Source organism: Solwaraspora sp. WMMB335 (genome assembly GCF_049179075.1).
In the GTDB taxonomy this organism is placed as follows: domain Bacteria; phylum Actinomycetota; class Actinomycetes; order Mycobacteriales; family Micromonosporaceae; genus Micromonospora_E.
This window is the reverse complement of the sequence record NZ_JBMHMF010000001.1, coordinates 7687357-7702328: the sequence shown is the minus strand read 5'-3', so window position 1 is coordinate 7702328 and position 14972 is coordinate 7687357. Positions and strand designations below refer to the sequence as shown.

Annotated in this window: 14 protein-coding genes; 7 read left to right on the top strand and 7 right to left on the bottom strand. The window is 73.3% G+C overall.

Annotated features, from left to right (window positions below):
- Nucleotides 1-14: 14 nt before the first annotated feature.
- The 5 genes from ACN27F_RS33055 to ACN27F_RS33035 form a co-directional block, all read right to left on the bottom strand.
- Nucleotides 15-821, bottom strand: a complete 807-nt coding sequence (locus ACN27F_RS33055; protein WP_421439480.1) for an SDR family oxidoreductase — start codon at nt 819-821, stop codon at nt 15-17.
- Nucleotides 808-1893: an NAD(P)H-dependent flavin oxidoreductase gene (locus tag ACN27F_RS33050; RefSeq protein WP_421439479.1), complete on the bottom strand. Its 1086-nt coding sequence runs from the start codon at nt 1891-1893 to the stop codon at nt 808-810. Before ACN27F_RS33050 ends, ACN27F_RS33055 begins: the two co-directional genes overlap by 14 nt.
- The gene (locus tag ACN27F_RS33045; protein ID WP_421439477.1) at nt 1890-2654 is read right to left on the bottom strand and encodes a CoA-transferase subunit beta; all 765 of its coding nucleotides are present in this window, start codon (nt 2652-2654) and stop codon (nt 1890-1892) included. Before ACN27F_RS33045 ends, ACN27F_RS33050 begins: the two co-directional genes overlap by 4 nt.
- Nucleotides 2651-3514 carry a CoA transferase subunit A gene (locus tag ACN27F_RS33040; protein WP_421439475.1) on the bottom strand — a complete coding sequence of 288 codons (864 nt, stop codon included), beginning with the start codon at nt 3512-3514 and terminating at the stop codon, nt 2651-2653. The genes ACN27F_RS33045 and ACN27F_RS33040 overlap by 4 nt, the downstream gene beginning before the upstream one ends.
- A 109-nt stretch (nt 3515-3623) precedes the next feature.
- On the bottom strand, nt 3624-4865 hold the full coding sequence (locus ACN27F_RS33035; RefSeq protein ID WP_421439474.1) for an acetyl-CoA C-acetyltransferase: 1242 nt from the start codon (nt 4863-4865) through the stop codon (nt 3624-3626).
- Between the two features lie 238 nt (nt 4866-5103).
- Here ACN27F_RS33035 and ACN27F_RS33030 point away from each other — a divergent pair, with 238 nt between their 5' ends.
- From ACN27F_RS33030 to ACN27F_RS33010, 5 genes are read left to right on the top strand one after another with little or no spacing between them, the layout of a single operon-like run.
- Nucleotides 5104-6360 carry an FAD-dependent monooxygenase gene (locus ACN27F_RS33030; RefSeq protein WP_421439472.1) on the top strand — a complete coding sequence of 419 codons (1257 nt, stop codon included), beginning with the start codon at nt 5104-5106 and terminating at the stop codon, nt 6358-6360.
- A complete protein-coding gene (locus ACN27F_RS33025) occupies nt 6357-7844 on the top strand; it encodes an aldehyde dehydrogenase family protein (RefSeq protein WP_421439470.1) in 1488 nt (495 codons plus the stop codon). The genes ACN27F_RS33030 and ACN27F_RS33025 overlap by 4 nt, the downstream gene beginning before the upstream one ends.
- Nucleotides 7831-9459 carry a phytoene desaturase family protein gene (locus ACN27F_RS33020; protein ID WP_421439468.1) on the top strand — a complete coding sequence of 543 codons (1629 nt, stop codon included), beginning with the start codon at nt 7831-7833 and terminating at the stop codon, nt 9457-9459. The genes ACN27F_RS33025 and ACN27F_RS33020 overlap by 14 nt, the downstream gene beginning before the upstream one ends.
- Nucleotides 9452-10228, top strand: a complete 777-nt coding sequence (locus ACN27F_RS33015) for an SDR family NAD(P)-dependent oxidoreductase (RefSeq protein ID WP_421439466.1) — start codon at nt 9452-9454, stop codon at nt 10226-10228. The genes ACN27F_RS33020 and ACN27F_RS33015 overlap by 8 nt, the downstream gene beginning before the upstream one ends.
- A gap of 18 nt (nt 10229-10246) precedes the next feature.
- Nucleotides 10247-11248, top strand: a complete 1002-nt coding sequence (locus tag ACN27F_RS33010; RefSeq protein WP_421439464.1) for an ABC transporter substrate-binding protein — start codon at nt 10247-10249, stop codon at nt 11246-11248.
- Between the two features lie 90 nt (nt 11249-11338).
- Here the strand turns inward: ACN27F_RS33010 and ACN27F_RS33005 are convergent, their stop codons facing one another.
- Both ACN27F_RS33005 and ACN27F_RS33000 read right to left on the bottom strand, forming a co-directional pair.
- Nucleotides 11339-12100 (bottom strand): SDR family NAD(P)-dependent oxidoreductase, encoded by a 762-nt coding sequence (locus ACN27F_RS33005; RefSeq protein WP_421439463.1) that lies wholly within the window; start codon nt 12098-12100, stop codon nt 11339-11341.
- A 4-nt stretch (nt 12101-12104) separates the two neighbouring features.
- Nucleotides 12105-12668, bottom strand: coding sequence for a nuclear transport factor 2 family protein (locus ACN27F_RS33000; protein ID WP_421439462.1), 564 nt, complete (start codon nt 12666-12668; stop codon nt 12105-12107).
- Nucleotides 12669-12737: 69 nt separating this feature from the next.
- Here ACN27F_RS33000 and ACN27F_RS32995 point away from each other — a divergent pair, with 69 nt between their 5' ends.
- On the top strand, nt 12738-13901 hold the full coding sequence (locus ACN27F_RS32995; RefSeq protein WP_421439459.1) for an ABC transporter ATP-binding protein: 1164 nt from the start codon (nt 12738-12740) through the stop codon (nt 13899-13901).
- Nucleotides 13901-14965 (top strand): ABC transporter ATP-binding protein, encoded by a 1065-nt coding sequence (locus ACN27F_RS32990; protein WP_421439458.1) that lies wholly within the window; start codon nt 13901-13903, stop codon nt 14963-14965. The genes ACN27F_RS32995 and ACN27F_RS32990 overlap by 1 nt, the downstream gene beginning before the upstream one ends.
- The last annotated feature ends 7 nt before the right edge of the window (nt 14966-14972 follow it).

The window sequence follows — 14972 nt, the reverse complement described above, 5'->3', positions numbered from 1 at the left end:
TCATCGGGTGGTCCTCACGGGTGTTGGCTGCTGACCGAGAGCACCTCGCCCACCAGGTACGAGGCGTAGTCGCTGGCCAGGAAGACGATCACGTTGGCGATTTCCCAGGGTTCGGCGGCCCGGCCGAACGCCTCCCGGGCGGCCAGGGTGGACAGCAGCTCGTCGTCGGTGACCTTGGCGAGGTTGGCGTGCATGGCCAGGCTGGGCGCGACGGCGTTGATCCGTACCCCGGCCGGCGCGGCCTCGACCGCGGCGCAGCGGGTCAACGCCATCACGCCGGCCTTGGCCGCGGCGTAGTGCGCCTGCCCCTGCTGGGCCCGCCAGCCCAGCACCGAGGCGTTGTTGACGATCGCGCCCCGACCACGCGCCAGCATGTGCCGCAGCGCCGCCCGGGTGCACCGGAAGGTGCCGGTGAGGGTGACGTCGAGCACCCGGTGCCACTGCTCGTCGGTCATCTCGGCGACCCGGGCGGTGCCGCCGAGACCGGCGTTGTTGACCAGTACGTCGAGGTGCCCGTACTGCTCGACCACCGCGTCGATCATCGCCTGGACCTGGTCTTCGACGGTGACGTCGCAGACCACGGCGAGCGGCTCGACGCCGGTGAGCCCGGCCAGCTCGGCGGCGGTGTCACGCAACCGGCGTTCATGCCGGTCGCTGATCGCCACCCGGGCGCCTTCCTGGACGCAGCGGCGGGCGGTGGCGGACCCGATTCCGCTGCCGGCGGCGGCGGTCACCAGCACGGTCCGCCCGGCGAGCAGGCCACGGCCGGCCGGTGGATCGACAGCCGGTGCCGCACCGGTCGGCGGGTCAACGTCCGGCATCGGGTGCCCCCGCCAGCCGGTGCAGCACCGCCTGCGCCTCGGCGATGATCCGCTCGATCAGCTCGGCGCAGCTGGGTACGTCGTCGATGAGGCCGGTGACCTGGCCGGCGGCCATCACGCCGAGGTCGGTGCGGCCGTCGACCATAGCGGAGCGCAGCAGCATCGGGGTGTTCGCGGCGAGCAGCACCTGCCCCCAGGTCAGCTCGTGGTCGCGGCGCATCGCCCGGCCCTCGGCCAGCAGGTGGCGCCACGACGTGCCGGTCAGCCGGCGGAACCGGGCGGCGCTGCGGGCGGACCGGGCCAGCCGGCGAACCGGGCCGGAGCGTTCCAGCCGGTCGACGAAGTCGCTGCGCAGCAGCCGCTGCGGCACCCCGTCGAGGGTACGGGTGACCACCGTGCCGTCCACCCCGGCGCTCAGGTAGCGACGGTGCACCTCGGGCGGGATCAGCGTGTCGGAGGTGAGCAGGAACCGGGTGCCCATCGCCACCCCGGCGGCGCCGTAGGCGAGCGCGGCGACGAGTCCCCGGCCGTCGTGGAACCCGCCGGCACCGATCACCGGGATGTCGACCGCGTCGACCACCTGCGGCAGCAGCAGGCTGGTCGGCACCGCGCCGGTGTGTCCGCCGCCCTCGGCACCCTGCACGATCACCGCGTCGGCGCCCCAGCCGGCCACCTTCTCGGCATGCCGGCGGGCGCCGACCGAGGGCACCACCACCGTGCCGGCGTCCTTCAGCCGGGCGATCAGTTCCGGCTTGGGTGCCAGGGCGAACGAGGCGACCCGGACCTGTTCGCGGATCAGCAGGTCGACCCGGTGCGCGGCGTCGGGGGCGTCGGCCCGTACGTTCACCCCGAACGGCGCGCCGGTGCGTTCCCGGACCGCGTCGATCGCGGCGGCCAGCCCGGTCAGGCTCAGCGTCGCGCCGGCCAGGATGCCCAGGCCGCCGGCGTTGGCGGTGGCGGCGGTCAGCTCCGGGCCGGAGACGAAGCCCATGCCGGTCTGCACGATCGGGTAGCGCACCCCGAACAGCTCACACAGGGGTGTCCGCAGGGCGGGGTGGACGGTGCCGGTCACCGGGGCACCTCCGCGTACCGCTGGTCGTGCGGGTCGATGACGGTGCGGATCAGCCGCAGCTCCTGCGGGGTCGGCAGCCGGGTGGTCGGTACGTCCGCGTCGACGCGCAGCTCGAAGCCGGTGGCCTCGCGTACCTGCTCGACGCTGACCCCTGGATGCACCGAGACCAGGCGCATCCGGTGCTCGGGGCCGGGAAAGTCGAACACGCCGAGGTTGCTGACCACCCGGCGCAGCTGGTGGTGGCGGGTGACCTGCGGTCCGGCGGCGGCGGCGCGGTCGTAGCCGACGCCGCAGACCAGGTCGACCCGGTCGACGAAGACCCGTCGGCTGTGCCGGGGCACCCAGTAGCTGCACGGGTGGCTGACCGTGTTGCCCGGCGCGCCCCGTACGCCGAGCAGCGCCACCTTCGGCCGGTGGAAGTCGCCGACGGCGGAGATGTTGACGTTGCCGTACCGGTCGATCTGGCTCGGCCCCATCATGACGTGCCGGTGACCGGACCAGACCAGCTCGAAGATCTGCCGGAAGGGCAGCCATCCCTCGGTCGCGCCCGGCGGGTCGCCGAGCGCCCAGGTGCCGACGCCGAGGGCGGCCTCCCCGTCGGTGAGCATCAACTGCGGGGCGAAGGTGGCGCGGGCCAGCCGGGCACCGACGGTGGGGATCAGCCCGATCGGGCTGGCCAGGATCTCCCCGTCGCCGCGCCACGCCTCGGCGCAGGCGACCGCGCAGATCTCGGCGCGGGTGGGGGTGTCGGGCCCGCTCACCGGCGCACCTCCAACCGGCGGTCGCGCTCGGCGACGGCCCGCTGGTAGCCGGCCTCGTCGGTGTCGAGGTAGCGGTGCTGGAAGTCGCGCCACTGCTCGCCACCGGCCGCCGCGGCGGTCACGTAGTCGCGCTGGAACCGTTCGTCGCGGCCGTAGTCGGGTTCGCAGGAGGTGAAGTGGGCGCCGTTGGCCGCCGGCACCACGCCGTGCACCTGGTCGCGGCGGACCAGCACCTGGCGGGCCGGCAGCAGGTCCTCGGTGGGGACGATCCGCTCACAGGACAGGTAGGCGCGCTCGGCGGCGGCGCAGTACAGGTCGTCGAAGTACGGGTCCGGGCCGAGGTACAGGCCGTTGCCGTGCACGTCGGCACGGTTGAGGTGGACCAGGGCCGCGTCCAGGCGCAGCGCCGGCACCGCGACGAGTTCCTCGTCGCCGTACGGTGAGCGAACGGTGCGCAGCTCGGGGTTGATCCGCAGCACGTCGGAGCCGAGGCCGGCCCGGGTGGGCAGGAACGGCAGCCGGCAGGCGGCGGCGTAGAGACCCCAGTAGAGCATCCCTTCGTCGTACTCGACCGCCTCGACGGCCCCGGCCTGACGGGCGGCCCGGAAGTGCGGTTCCAGTGCGACGGTGTCCAGTGAGACGAAGCCGTACACCAGGCGGCGCACCTTGCCGGCGGCGAGCAGCAGACCGACGTCCGGTCCGCCGTAGCTGACCACGGTCAGGTCGTGCAGGTCCGACCGCAGGATCGCCCGTACCAGCGCCATCGGCTTGCGCCGCGAACCCCAGCCGCCGATGCCGATCGTCATGCCGGAACGCAGCTCGGCGACGACCTGCTCCGGGGACATCCGTTTGTCGGCCATTCCCACCTTCCCGATCCTGCTCCGTCCCGGTCGCCGGCGGCGCCGAACCGGCACCACCGGCGACCGGCACCGGTAATTTACCAAGCGCTTGGTTGGCACCGTGACGCGGTCAGCTCATCCGCTCGATCACCATCGCCATCCCCTGCCCACCGGCGGCGCACATGGTCACCAGCCCGAACTGCTTGTCACGCTCGCGCAGCGCCCGGATCAGCGTGGTGGTGATCCGGGCACCGGTCATCCCGAACGGGTGCCCGAGCGCGATCGCGCCACCGTGCACGTTGACCCGCTCCAGGTCGATGCCGAGCATCCGGACGCACGGCAGCACCTGCGCGGCGAACGCCTCGTTGATCTCCACCAGGTCGATGTCGCCGATGCCGAGCCCGGCGTGGCGCAACGCCCGGCGGGTCGCCTCCACCGGCCCCAGGCCCATCACCTCCGGGCTGAGCGCGGAGACACCGGTGGACACCACCCGGGCCAGCGGGGTGACACCCAGCTGCGCGGCCCGGGCCGCGCTGGTCACCACCAGCGCGGCGGCACCGTCGTTGAGCGGGCAGCAGTTGCCGGCGGTGACCGTACCGTCGGGCCGGAAGACCGGCTTGAGCCCGGCCACCGCCGAAAGCCGCACTCCCGGCCGAGGACTGTCGTCGCGGTCGACGACGGTGCCGTCCGGCAACGTCACCGGCGTGATGTCGCGGGCGTGGAACCCGTCCGCGATCGCCTTCTCCGTCAGGTTCTGGCTGCGGACCGCGAACTCGTCCTGCTCGACGCGGCCGACCTGGCACAGCTGGGCGACGTTCTCGGCGGTCTCGCCCATCGCGACGTACGGATCCGGCGGTGCGCCGGTGTCGCGCGGGTCGTGCCAGGTGTCGGCCCCACCGGCGGACCGGGCGGCGGTGCGGGCCCACGCCGGGGCGTACCGCACGTTACGGGTGCCGGGCAGGTTGTCCGACTTTCCGGCGTCGTACCGGGAGACCATCTCGACACCGGCCGAGATGAACGCGTCGCCCTCGCCGGCCCGGATGGCGTGGAAGGCCATCCGGGTGGTCTGCACCGACGAGGCGCAGTAGCGCTGGACCGTGGTGCCGGCGGTGGCGTCCAGGCCGAGCCCGATCGCGACCATCCGGCCCAGGTTGTAGCCGTGTTCCCCGGCCGGCTGGGCGCACCCGAGCAGGACGTCCTGCACGTCGGCCGGATCGAGGGCGGGCACCTGAGCCAGCGCGGCCCGGGCGATGGTCACCGCGAGATCGTCGGGACGCAGCGCGACCAGGGAGCCTTTACCGGCACGGCCGATCGGCGAACGCGCGGCGGCGATGATCACGGCGTCGCGCGACGCGTGGGTGGCGGGTGTCATGGCGGTGAGCGTACCCGAACAAGCGCTTGGTTCATAGTCCGGATCCGGCCCGGTTCACCGCCCGGGGCGGGTCCGGTCCGCAGCCCGGGTCCAGCCCGCCGAGGCCGTGTTTTCTGCCAGATAGAAAGCAGGTCGTCGCAGATTCTCTCCAGCAGAAGCAGCGCTAGCGTCGGGGCACCCCGGCCCGCACCGCCGATCCGTCCTGCGGCCGGGCCCCGCACAGGCGACAGGAGGCGCGATGGCGGTCACCCCGACGACCGACGAGTTCATCGTGATCGGTGGCGGCATCGGTGGGCTCGGCACGGCGCTCGCCCTGGCCCACGCCGGCCGGCAGGTACGCGTGTTGGAACGCGCCCCCGTCTTCGGTGAGGTCGGTGCCGGCATCCAGCTCGCGCCCAACGCGACCCGGCTGCTGCGCCAATGGGGCCTGCTCGACCGGCTGGTCGACGCCGGGCTCGCTCCCCGGCACCTGGTCCTCGCCGACGCCCGCACCGGTCGCGAGCTCAACCGGCTCGACCTCACCGGCCCGTTCCTGGACCGCTACCTCGCCCCGTACGTCGTCGCACACCGGCGCGACCTGCTCGACCTGCTGCTCGACGCCGCCGTACGCGCCGGCGCGCGGCTCGAACCCGACCGCGAGGTGCACTGCGTCGAACCCGGCCCGGACGCCGTCGAGATCGGTTGCGCCGACGGCCGGCGCTACCGCGCCCGCGCGGTGATCGCCGCCGACGGGCTGCACAGCCGGTTCCGGGCCCTGCTCAGCACCGACGAGCCGATCTGCAGCGGCTACGTCGCCTACCGCGGCGCGATCCCGATCGAGCAGGCCAGCCGGACCGCCGACCTCGACGACGTGGTCGCCTTCGTCGGGCCGGGCATGCACTTCGTGCAGTACGCGCTGCGCGGCGGGAGCTACTACAACCAGGTCGCCGTCTTCCGCAGCGAACGGTACCGGCAGGGCGATCCGGACTGGGGCGACCCGGCCGAGCTGCACGCCGTCTTCTCCCGGGCCTGCCCGCACGTGCGCGACGCGGTGCGCTCGATCCGCACCGAACAGCGGTGGCCGATGTACGACCGGGAGCCCATCGACACCTGGGTGCTCGGCGGGCGGATGACCCTGCTCGGCGACGCCGCCCACCCGATGCTGCAGTACCTGGCGCAGGGCGCCTGCCAGGCGCTGGAGGACGCCGCCGCGCTGGCCGCCGCGGTGGACCGGCACCTGCCCGCCGGGCCGGTCGACGCCGACGCCCCGGTCCAGGCCGCGCTGGCCGCCTTCGCCCACGACCGGGCACCGCGCACCGCGCGGGTCCAGCGCAACGCCCGTACCTGGGGCGACATCTGGCACGTCGACGGGCTGGCCGCCACGTTGCGCGACGACGTGCTGGCCCACCGGGGACCCACCGACTACCGGGCCACCGACTGGCTGTTCGGGCACACCCCCGGGCAGCGGGCGTCCTCCCCCGCCGGCCCGGTCGTTGAGCGAGACGAGGCCCGATGAACCCGGATCCCGGACACGACTGGCGGATGCTGATCGACGGGCGGCTCGTCGCCGCCGACGGCGGTGCCCGGACGCCGACCCGGTCACCGGCCACCGGAGCGGTGCTCGGCCAGGTCCCGGCGGCCACCCCCGCCGACGTCGAGCGGGCCGTCACCGCCGGGCGGGCCGCCCAGCCGCGCTGGGCCGCGATCGCGCCCCGGCGGCGGGCCACCACGCTGCGGGGCATCGCCGCCGTGCTGCGTGCCCACCGCGACGAACTCGGCCGGCTCGACGCCACCGACGGCGGCAACCCGGTCACCGCGATGACCGCCGACGTGGACCTCGCCGCCGACCTGCTGGACCGCTTCGCCGACTGGGCCGACCAGCTCGGTGGGCGCACCCAGCCCGGTGACGACGACCACCTGCACTACACGCTGCGCCGCCCGTACGGGGTGGTCGCCCGGATCGTGCCGTACAACCATCCGATCATGTTCGCCGCGTCGCGGATCGCCGCGCCGCTGCTGGCCGGCAACGCCGTGCTGCTCAAGGCGCCCGACCAGACCCCGCTGTCGGCGCTGCGCCTCGGCGAACTCGTCGCCGACCTGCTGCCGGCTGGAGTGCTCGCGGTGCTGACCGGCGACGGCGCCACCGTCGGCCCGGCGATCGTCGGGCATCCCGGCGTCCGCCGGGTCGCCTTCACCGGCAGCACCGCGACCGGGCAGGCGGTGCTGCGGACCGCGGCCGCGCACGGCGTCAAGCACGTCTCGCTGGAACTCGGCGGCAAGAACCCGATGGTGATCCTCGACGACGCCGACGTGGCCGCCGCCGGTGCCGGGGCGGTCGCCGGGATGAACTTCCACTGGACCGGCGGGCAGTCCTGCGGATCCACCTCCCGGCTGCTGGTGCACCGTTCGATCGTCGACGAGGTCGTCGAGCGGGTGGTGGCCGGCGCCCGGTCGGTCCGGGTCGGCGACCCGCTCGACCCGGCCACCGAGATGGGCACCATGGTCTCCGCCGCGCACCGCGACCGGATCGCCGGCTACCTGCGGCAGGGCCGCGAGACCGGACTGACCCTGGCCACCGGGGGCGGTCTGCCGCCCGGTCCCGGCGCCTACGTCGAACCGACCGTCTTCGTCGACGTGCCGCCGCAGCACCCGCTGGCCCGTGCGGAGATCTTCGGCCCGGTGCTCTGCGTCACCCCGTTCGACGACGAACGGGAGGCCCTGCGCCTGGTCAACGACTCACCGTACGGCCTGACCGCGAGCGTGTGGACGGCCGACGTCGGCCGGGCGCACCGCTGGGCCCGCCAGGTCGACGCCGGATACGTCTGGATCAACACCGCGTCGCGGCACTTCGCGGGCCTGCCGTTCGGCGGGGTCAAGGACTCCGGTCTCGGCAGTGAGGAAAGCGTCGAGGAACTGCACTCGTTCACCCAGCCCAAGTCGGTCACCGTCCACCTGGGACCGGCCGACCAGCAGCAAGGAGGTAGCCGTGGCGACCACTGACGACCCGGCCGGCACGTACGACGGCATCATCATCGGGGCCGGCCAGCACGGCCTGATCCTCGGCACCTACCTGGCCCGGGCCGGGCTGCGGGTGCTGCTGGTCGAGCGGCGGCTGGGCTACGGCGGCGGGCTGAGCACCGAGGAACGGACGCTGCCCGGCTTCCAGCACAACCTGCACTCGATCAACCACTTCAGCATCACCGCCACCCCGTGGTTTCGGGATCTCGGCCTGTCCGCCCGGGTGCGCTACCTGACCCCACGGTACGAGTTCGCCCAGCCGCACCGCGACGGCACCGCCCTGGTCTTCTCCCGGGACCTGGCCGAGACGCTGGCCAGTATCGGCCGGTTCAGCAAGGCCGACGCCGACACGTTCCGGGAGTGGAACGCCAAGGCCGAGGAGATGACCCAGCGGATCTTCCTGCGGGAACGCTTCAGCGCGCCGCTGAGCCCGGCCGAGCGCGACGAGTTGCTGCAACGCAGCGCGCTGGGCCGGGAGTTCCTCGCGCTGACCCGGCGCCAGCCCGGCGAGGTGGTCGAGGAGCTGTTCACCGACGAACGCGTCAAGGTGCTGTTCCTGTTCAAGCTGTCGCTGTTCGGCACGGTGCTGCACGAGACCCTGGGCACGCACAGCCCGCTCGGTTCGCTGATCCGTGCCTTCGACCTGACCACCGGCTACGAGCTGTGTGTCGGCGGCAGTTGGAACCTGGCGCGCGGGCTGATGGAGGAGTTCATCGCCGCCGGCGGGCACTTCGCCAACCAGGCGCACGTCGACCGGATCGTCGTCGAGGGCGGCCGGGCGACCGGCATCGAGCTGGCCGACGGGCGCAGCATGCGGGCCCGGCAGTTCGTGGCCAGCACGCTGGACGTGCACCAGACCCTGGAGACCCTGGTCGGCCGGGACCAGCTGCCGGCCGACTATCTGACCAAGCTGGACCGGTTCCACTACACCGGTTGGACGCTGTTCGGGCTGCACCTGGCGCTCGACGAGGCACCGGCGTACGCCTCGGCGGCCTTCGACCCGCACGTCGACCGGGCGCTCAAGTACAACATCGGGTCGGAGACGATCGCCAGCCTGATGGCCGCCCACGACGACGTGGACAACGGCCGGGTACCCTCGGCGGTGCAGTTCGGGGCCGGCGCGCTCAGCGTGCTCGACCCGAGCCAGGCCCCGCCGGGCAAGCACACGGCGTACGCCTGGCACGTGGTCCCCTGGGCGCCCGACGGCGACCACGAGAACCTGCGCACCATGCAGGGCGACATGGCGCGGTCGATCCTGGACAAGTGGCGGGAGTACGCCCCGAACCTGACCGACGCCACCGTGCTCGGTTCGTACACGTACACCGCGTACGAGTACGCCCAGGATCTGATCAACATGCGCCAGGGCGACATCTTCATGGGCGCGCTCAGCGCCGACCAGGTGCTGCACAACCACTTCGGCTACCGCACCCCGCTGCCGAACCTCTACCTGGCCGGGTCGGCGACCCACCCCAACGGCGCGATCAGCGGCGGCGCCGGCTACATCGCCGCCGGGGTCATCGCGGGCGACCTCGGTGTCGACCCGTGGTGGCAGCCGATGGACGCACGCACCGAACTGGCCCGGCTCGGCGATGGCTGACCCGGCGGCGGGGCCGCTGGCCGGCCGGGTGGCGGTGGTGACCGGCGGCGGTCAGGGCCTCGGCCGGGCCTTCGCGCACCGGCTGGCGGCCGACGGCGCCCGGGTCGCGGTCGCCGACCGCAACGCCGACGCCGCCGCGACGGTCGCCGCCGAGATCAGCTCCGCCGCCGGCGGGACCGCCGTGGCGGTGCCGGTCGACGTCGCCGACGAGGTCAGCGTGGCGGCGATGACCGGCCAGGTCGTCGACGCGTACGGCGGGATCGACGTGCTGGTCAACAACGCGGCCGTCTTCTCGACGCTGGCGATGCGCCCGTTCGACGAGATCGACCCGGCCGAGTGGGACCGGGTGATGGCGGTCAACGTCCGCGGGCCGTTCCTGTGCGCGCGGGCCGCCGCGCCGGTGATGCGGCACGCCGGGTACGGCAAGATCGTCAACATCTCCTCGGCGACGGTCTGGATCGGCCGGCCGCACTACCTGCACTACGTGACCTCCAAGGCGGCCCTGATCGGGATGACCCGGGCGCTGGCCACCGAGCTGGGTCCGGCCGGGATCCGGGTCAACGCGGTCACCCCCGGCGCCACCCGTACCGAGATCCCCCGGGCCACCGTCACCCCGGAGCAGGAACGCGCGATCGTCGCCGGCCAGGCGATCAAACGCCGGCAGGTGCCCGGCGACCTGGTCGGCGTGGTCGCCTTCCTGGCCGGGGCGGACAGCGACTTCATGACCGGCCAGACGGTCAACGTCGACGGTGGCGCCGCGTTCCACTGACCCTGTTTGGAGGCAGTCATGGCGCACCGTGTGCCGATCAGCCTGGCCTGCTGGGACTACGACCGGACCCGGGCACTGCGGGAGGGCACCGTGCGCCCCGCCGGGGTGGACCTGACCTACCTTGCGCTGGCCCCGGAGGAGACCTTCTTCCGGATGCTGCGCTGGCGGGAGTTCGACGTCGCGGAGATGTCCCTGTCGTCGTACGTGCTGTCGCTGTTCGCCGACGAGCCGCCGTTCGTGGCGATCCCGGTCTTCCCGTCGCGGGTGTTCCGGCACGGCTCGATCTACCTCGCCCCGGGTTCACCGGTGACGCAGCCGGCGGACCTCGCCGGGCGCACCGTCGGCGTGCCGGAGTACCAGATGACCGCCTCGGTCTGGATCCGCGGCATCCTGGCCGAGCAGCACGGGCTGCCGGTCGACGCGGTGCGCTACCGCACCGGCGGGCTGCACGCCGCCGGGCGCACCGAGAAGCTGCGGCTGGACCTGCCGGACCGGTTCGACGTAGCGCCGATCGGCGCCGACGAGACCCTCGACGGGTTGCTGCGCGGCGGTGCGATCGACGCCCTCTACACCGCCCGCGCGCCCCGGTCGTTCCATCCGGGCGCCGGGGCCGACGGGGTCCGCCGGTTGTTCGCCGACCCGGTGGCCGCCGAGCAGGCCTACCTGCGGCGGACCGGGATCTTCCCGATCATGCACACCGTGGTGCTGCGCCGCGACGTCTACCAGCGGCACCGCTGGTTGGCCCGGGCGCTGCTGGACGCGTTCACCGAGGCCAAGGACCAGGTGTACGCGCAACTGCGGGAGGTGACCGCGCTGAAGGTCAGCCTGCCGTGGGTGGTGCCGGCCGCCGAGGAGGCGGCGGCGCTGCTGGGTGCGGACTTCTGGCCGTACGGGCTGGCCGCCAACCGGACGGTCCTGGAGACGTTCCTGCGCTACTCGTACGAGCAGGGCCTGGCCCGTCGGCGGCTGGATCCGGCGGAGTTGTTCGCCCCGGAGACCCTGGCCGACACGCTGATCTGAGCGTCGCGACCCCGGCCGGGCCGCTCGCGCGGGGTCCGGGCGCCCGGGGTGGCCGGCACGTCGATCGGCGTGCCGGCCACCCCGGGCGGTTCACAGCAGGTTGGACCGGTGGAAGCCACCGTCGACCGGGATCATCGCCCCGGACAGGTAGGACGCGTCCGGTGAGCAGAGGAAGGCGATCGCCGCGGCGAACTCCTCGTACCCGCCGACCCGGCCCAGGTGCACCGCCCGGTCCAGATGCTGCTGGCGCTCGGGAGGGCGGCCGGGGAACGGGGCGTTACCGACGATGATGCCGTTGGCGCTGATGCCGCGTGCGCCGTACTCCTTGGCCAGCGAGGCGACCAGCGCACTCATCCCGGCCTTGGCCGCCGCGTACGCCGCGCCGTTGACCTGGCCGTTGGTGCCGGAGATGGAGCCGACCCCGACGATGTGCCCCCGGCCACGGTCGAGCATTCCCGGCAGCACGGCGCGGGCGCAGCAGAACGCGGAGGTGAGGTTGAGGCTGAGGAAACCGGTCCAGTCGTCGAGGGTCGACTCGGCGACCGGGGTCCACCGGGCACCGGGCAGCGCACCACCGGCGTTGTTGACCAGGATGTCGATCGGGCCGTGCGCGGCGGCGACCTGATCGACCAGCGCGCCGATCTCGTCGGCCGAGGTGACGTCGGCCTGACCGGGAACCGCCCGACCGGGCAGGTCGGCGGCGGCGGCGAGGGTCTGTGCGATCCCGTCGGCGTTGATGTCGTTGACCACCACGGTGGCGCCCTCGCCGGCCAGGCGCAACGCGGTGGCCCGGCCGATGCCCCGGCCGGCGCCGGTGACCAGCGCGGTCCTGCCGGCGAACCTCCCGGTCACCGGCTCAGCCCTTCTGGAACAGCGGGTTGCGGGCGTTCTCGCTGATCACGGCCATGGTGGCGAAGCGCCAGCCGACGCCGGGTTCCCGGCGCATGCCGAACAGGTACGCCCCTTCGTGTTCACCACGGCGGAACGCGGCCCCGTCCCCGCTGGTGGCGACCAGGCTGTACACGGCGGCGACCGACGCGGTGTCGCCGTCGTCGGCGACCCGGATCACCGGGGGGTGGATGAGGTGGCGCAGTTCGTAGGTGTTGATCACGTCGGCCGACGGCGGACCGTCCGCGTCCCCGGCGCGCGGCAGCACCGGCCGGAAGTACAGCTCGCGCAGTTTCTCCTTGCCCTTGACGGTCTCGTCGAGGGTGCCGCGCAGCTGTCGCTCGAAGTCGTCGGTGTAGTACTCCAGCAGATCGTCCCACCGCCGCCGGTCGCACAGCCAGCCGTAGAGCATCACCAGGTCGGCGATCCGGCGGTGGTCCTCGGCCAGCGTCACCCGCTCCTCCAGCGTGGCGCGTTCCCGCTCGGGGAGCAGGACCACTGCGATGAGTTCGTCGAGTTCGTCGTCGGTCATGGCACCCTCACGTTTCAGGCAGGTAACGAAGACTCGCTCAAAGTACCAAGCGCTTGTTAGGCTGGCAACGTGTTGACCGGTACCGCGACACCGCTGCTCACCGTGGAGAACCTCGTCACGACGTTCCCCACCCCGCGCGGGCCGTTGCGCGCCGTCGACGGGGTCTCGTTCACCCTGGCCCCCAGTGAAGCACTCGGCGTGGTCGGCGAGTCCGGATCCGGCAAGTCGATGCTGGTCCGCACGATCATGAACATCCTGCCCCGGCAGGCCGAGGTGGCCGCGCGGAGCCGGATCCTGTTCGCCGGCCAGGACGTGCGGGACCGCCGGGGTGCCGCCGCCCGGCACTTCTGGGGTGCCGAGGTGGCGATGGTCTTCCAGGACCCGATGACCTCGCTCAACCCGGTACGCACCATCGGCCGCCAGCTCACCGACCCGATCCGGCACCATCTGGGCGGCAACCGGCGCTCCGCCCGCGACCGGGCCGCCGACCTGCTCGCCCAGGTCGGCATCAGCGAACCGGTCCGCCGCCTGGACCAGTACCCGCACGAACTCTCCGGCGGCATGCGCCAGCGGGTCATGATCGCGATCGCGCTGTCCTGCTCGCCGAAGCTGCTCATCGCCGACGAGCCCACCACCGCGCTGGACGTGACCGTGCAGAAGGAAATTCTCGACCTGCTCGCCCGGTTGCGCACCGAGTTGCAGATGGCGATGATCCTGATCAGTCACGACCTCGCGGTGGTGGCCGGCCGCACCGACCGCACCCTGGTGATGTACGCCGGAAAGGTGGCCGAGATCGGACCCACCGCCAGCTTGTTCCAGGCGACCCGGCACCCGTACACCGCCGCGCTGCTGCGCTCCACCCCGCGCATCGACGAGCCCAGCCACGCCCCGCTGGAGGTCATCCCGGGCACCGCCGCGGACCTGGTACACCCACCGCCGGGCTGCCGGTTCGCCCCGCGCTGCCGGCAGGCCCAGCCCCGGTGCCAACGCGAGGTGCCGGCGCTGACCCCGACCGACGACACGGCGGCGCGGTCCGACGACACGGCGGCGTCGTGGTTCGACGATGGTGACACCCACCGGTACGCCTGCTTCTATCCGGCCGGCACCGACGCCGGCGCGCAGGCGCTGGCGCGCAACCTGACCAACGGACGCACCGCCACCGGACTGGACCTCGGCGCGCTGGCCGCCGGCCGCGACCTCGACGCCGACGCCCTGGACCGGGTGGTGGGCTGATGGCCGGCACCGGCAAGGCGCACCTGCGCGACGCCGACGACGTGGTGCTGCGGGTGGAGGATCTGACCGTGGCGTTCCCGGCCGGCCGGGGACGCAGCGTCCAGGCGGTGTCCGGCATCAGTCTCGACGCCCGGGTCCGCGAAACGGTCGGTTTGGTCGGTGAGTCGGGCTGCGGCAAGTCGAGCACCGGCCGGGCGATCCTGCAGCTGCCGCCACCGACGAGCGGATCGGTGCGTTTCGAGGGTACCGAGCTGACCACGCTGCGCGGCGAACGCCTGCGGCGTACCCGCACCCGGCTGCAGATGATCTTCCAGGATCCGATCTCGTCGCTGAACCCGCGCCGTACGGTGCGCGACATCGTCGGCGAAGGGCTGCGGATCTGGCGGCGCCACCCGCTCGGCGCGTCCCCGGCACCCGGCCCACCCGGCCCACCCGGCCTGCCCGGCCTGCCCGGCCGGGTCGGCGGCGACGGCGCACGGCGGATCGACGAGGTCCTCGACGCGGTCGGGCTGGACCCCCGGCTGGTCGGCGACCGGCGCCCGCACGAGTTGTCCGGCGGCCAGTGTCAGCGGGTCTGCATCGCCCGCGCGCTGGTGCTGGAACCGGCGGTGGTGCTCTGCGACGAACCGGTCAGCGCCCTCGACGTCTCGGTGCAGGCCCAGATCCTCAACCTGCTGGAGGAGATGAAGCAGCGGTACGGGCTGACCCTGCTGTTCGTCGCCCACGACCTGGCCGTGGTCAAGCGGGTCAGTGACCGGATCATCGTGATGTACCTGGGCAAGATCTGCGAAGTGGCCGCACCGGACACGTTGTTCGCCCGGCCGGCCCACCCGTACACCACGTTGCTGCTGCACTCGATCCCGGAACTCGACGACGGCACCCCGGCCGCGCCCCGGACCACCGGCGAACTGCCGTCGGCACTGGCACCGCCGAGCGGCTGCCGGTTCCGCACCCGCTGCCCGCGCGCCGCCGACATCTGCGCCCGGGTCGAGCCCACCCTGCGCGAGGCCGGCCCGGACCAGTACGTCGCCTGCCACTTCCCGCAGACCGGGCCGACCGGGTGACCGGCCG